4 protein-coding genes are annotated in these 2,994 nt (G+C 58.7%); all 4 read right to left on the reverse strand.

Annotated elements, in window-relative coordinates; genetic code table 11:
• A partial coding sequence (ubiE, locus tag AACS18_RS22820) for a bifunctional demethylmenaquinone methyltransferase/2-methoxy-6-polyprenyl-1,4-benzoquinol methylase UbiE (RefSeq protein ID WP_108611950.1) occupies positions 1-646 on the reverse strand: 646 nt, incomplete at its 3' end.
• A 65-nt stretch (positions 647-711) separates the two neighbouring features.
• Complete coding sequence (crcB, locus tag AACS18_RS22825) at positions 712-1,089, reverse strand: fluoride efflux transporter CrcB (RefSeq protein ID WP_108541197.1); 378 nt, start codon at positions 1,087-1,089, stop codon at positions 712-714.
• A gap of 95 nt (positions 1,090-1,184) precedes the next feature.
• Positions 1,185-2,450: a cytosine deaminase gene (locus tag AACS18_RS22830; protein WP_108611949.1), complete on the reverse strand. Its 1,266-nt coding sequence runs from the start codon at positions 2,448-2,450 to the stop codon at positions 1,185-1,187.
• Positions 2,444-2,994 (reverse strand): cytosine permease (locus tag AACS18_RS22835; protein ID WP_181363228.1); only part of this gene is annotated, 551 nt, incomplete at its 5' end. The genes AACS18_RS22835 and AACS18_RS22830, both read right to left, overlap by 7 nt.

The raw sequence follows: 2,994 nt of genomic DNA on the forward strand, positions 1-2,994 counted from the left end.
CCGGGTGCATGCGGATAGACTCTGCCAGATATTTGTAGCTTTCACTGTCGTTCGCAACGATTTCGCCCATTTTCGGCAGCAGTTTGAAGGAGTAGAGGTCATAGAGCTTGGCGATCACTTCGCTGACCGGCTTGGAGAACTCCAGCACCAGCAGACGGCCACCCGGCTTGAGCACTCGGAACATGGAGGCGAGCGCCTTGTCCTTGTCGGTGACGTTGCGCAGACCGAAGCCGATGGTAATCACGTCGAAGTGGTTATCCGGGAAGGGGAGCGCCTCGGCATTGGCCTGCACGTAGGAGACGTTGTTGGCGACCCCCAGATTACGCAGCTTGTCGCGGCCCACTTTCAGCATGGAGTCGTTGATATCCGCCAGCACCACCTGACCGGTCTCGCCGACGATGCGGGAGAACTTGGCGGTCAAGTCACCCGTACCACCGGCCAGATCCAGCACCTTCTGCCCCTTGCGCACACCGGAACAGTCGATGGTGAAGCGCTTCCACAGGCGGTGGATGCCGAACGACATCAGATCGTTCATCAGATCATACTTGGCTGCCACCGAATGGAAGACACCTGCTACCAGAGTTTCCTTCTCGGTCGCGGCCACGGTTTTAAAGCCAAAATGCGTTGTCGTTGCTTGTTCTGACATCCCTTAAACACCCATAGAGCAAAGAATGGCCGCCAGTTTACCAGAGCCACTGGCGTCCGGACACCTTAAACCCGGCTCGCAACCAACTGCATGCCCAGTACCACCATGGCCAGACAGAGGAAGATATTGAGACCGATATTGAGCAGCGCTTTCAGATAGGCCCCATGTTGAGCCAGCACCACTGTATCGAGGGCAAAGGAAGAAAACGTGGTCAGGGCACCGAGGATCCCCACCATCAGCAGCGGCTTCATCGGGTGTTCCACCACATGACCATGGCTGATGAGGGCGAATGCCACCCCCATGATGAAAGAGCCCACCACGTTGACCACTAGAGTCCCGTAAGGAAAGTGGCGCCCCAGCAGCAAGGCCATCAGTTCGGCAATCCCAAAACGAAGGCAGGCGCCGATGGCGCCCCCTGCAGCAACATAGAACCAGGTTTGCATGGTGTCACTCCCTCAGGGTCAGGCCGCCATTATGTCGCAATGGCGGCCCTTGTGCCCAGAGGCGGAACTAATCGACATCCAGCCTGATTGAAATCTCAGCGGCGAAAATCGATGGGCTCTGGCTGACCCAGCACGATTTCGGTCTGGGCCGGACGGGTCTGGGCAATCACCTTGCCGTGGCGGATCGAGTAACGCACCGGCACCTGACGGCGCACCGCATCGAAGCCGTTCTCGGCGGGCAGGACTAACAGGTTGGCCGGTTTGCCCACCTCGATACCATAGCGATCCTGCACATTCAGGGTGCGGGCGCTGTGGCTGCTGATCAGCTTCAGACCGTCGTTGATCTGCTCGTAACCCATGATCTGGCAGACATGCATCCCCATGTGCAGCACCTGCAACATGTTGGCGGTGCCCATGGGGTACCAGGGATCGAACACGTCGTCGTGACCGAAGCAGACGTTGATGTTCGCCTCCAGCATCTCCTTCACCCGGGTAATGCCGCGACGTTTGGGATAGGTATCGAACCGCCCCTGCAGGTGAATGTTCACCAGCGGATTGGCCACAAAGTTGATGTCCGCCATCTTCAGCAGCCGGAACAGGCGGGAAGCATAAGCGCCGTTGTAAGAGTGCATGGCGGTGGTGTGACTGGCGGTGACTCTATGACCGATACCCCGCTCGTAGGCCAGGGTTGCCAGCGTCTCGATGAAACGGGACTGCTCGTCATCGATCTCGTCGCAGTGCACATCGACCAGAACCTGATACTTCTCCGCAAGATCGAAGATGTAGTGCAGACTTTCGACACCATATTCCCGGGTAAACTCGAAGTGGGGTATCGCGCCAATCACGTCTGCCCCCAGCTTGAGCGCCTCCTCCAGCAGTGCCTTGCCGTTGGGGTAGGAGAGGATCCCCTCCTGCGGGAAGGCAACGATCTGCAGCTCGACCCACTCCTTCATCTCCTCCCGCACCTCCAGCATCGCCTTGAGCGCCACCAGATTGGGGTCGGAGACATCGACATGAGTACGGACGAACTGGATGCCGTTGGCGATCTGCCACTTCAGCGTCTGGATAGCGCGCTGTTTCACATCCTCATGGGTCAGCAGCGCCTTGCGCTCGGCCCAGCGCTCGATCCCCTCGAACAGGGTGCCGGAGAGGTTCCAGCTCGGCTCACCCGCCGTCTGGGTGGTATCGAGGTGAATGTGGGGTTCGATAAAGGGGGCAATCGCCAGACCGCCCTCCCCGTCCAGCACCCAACCGGCGACGGCATGTTCGTCATGGGGTTCGATGGCGGTGATGACCCCATCCTGACAGCGGATCTGCCACAACCCTTCCCGATCGGCCAAACGAATATGTTGAATCAGCATTTGTTAGCTTCCTGTACCAGAACCGGCCGCTGGGTGAGGCGAACCAGAATGAAATAGGTGAAGGCGGCGCCCAATACCGCGTTGAGTGGCACTATGCCCGGCAGCCACTTGCCGACAGCCACCCCGACTGCCGTGGCGACCAGCGCCTGCCAGCGCACCGTCTCGAACTGCTGATCGGCAAATTGACGGTAACGCTCACGATTGAGCAGGAAATCCATGATGATAATGCCACCGATCGGCGGGATTGCCGTACTCAAAAAGGCCAGCCAGCCGACAAAGTTGTTGTAAAGCCAGAGGGCGCAAGCCGTACCGATGAGGCCGTTGATCACGCTGAGGGGCTTGCTCTTGAGACCGGTAATATTGGCAAAACCGAGGCCGGAGGCGTAGAGAGCGTTATCGTTGGTGGTCCAGATATTGAGGCCCAGCACCAGAATGGCGGGGATCAACAGCCCCTGCATCAGCATCACTTCCGAGATATCGGCCTGCCCTGTCACGGCCGCGCCGGCTGCACCGAAGACGAACATTAGCGTGTTGCCCAAAAAAA

The sequence above is a fragment of the Aeromonas sp. HMWF015 genome (genome assembly GCF_963878965.1).
GTDB classification, from domain to species: Bacteria; Pseudomonadota; Gammaproteobacteria; order Enterobacterales; family Aeromonadaceae; genus Aeromonas; species Aeromonas veronii.

Bases quoted from the DNA above. Each gene is read 5' to 3' on its own strand.
- crcB (WP_108541197.1), bottom strand. From the start codon at position 1,089: ATGCAAACCTGGTTCTATGTTGCTGCAGGGGGCGCCATCGGCGCCTGC.
- AACS18_RS22830 (WP_108611949.1), bottom strand. From the start codon at position 2,450: ATGCTGATTCAACATATTCGTTTGGCCGATCGGGAAGGGTTGTGGCAG.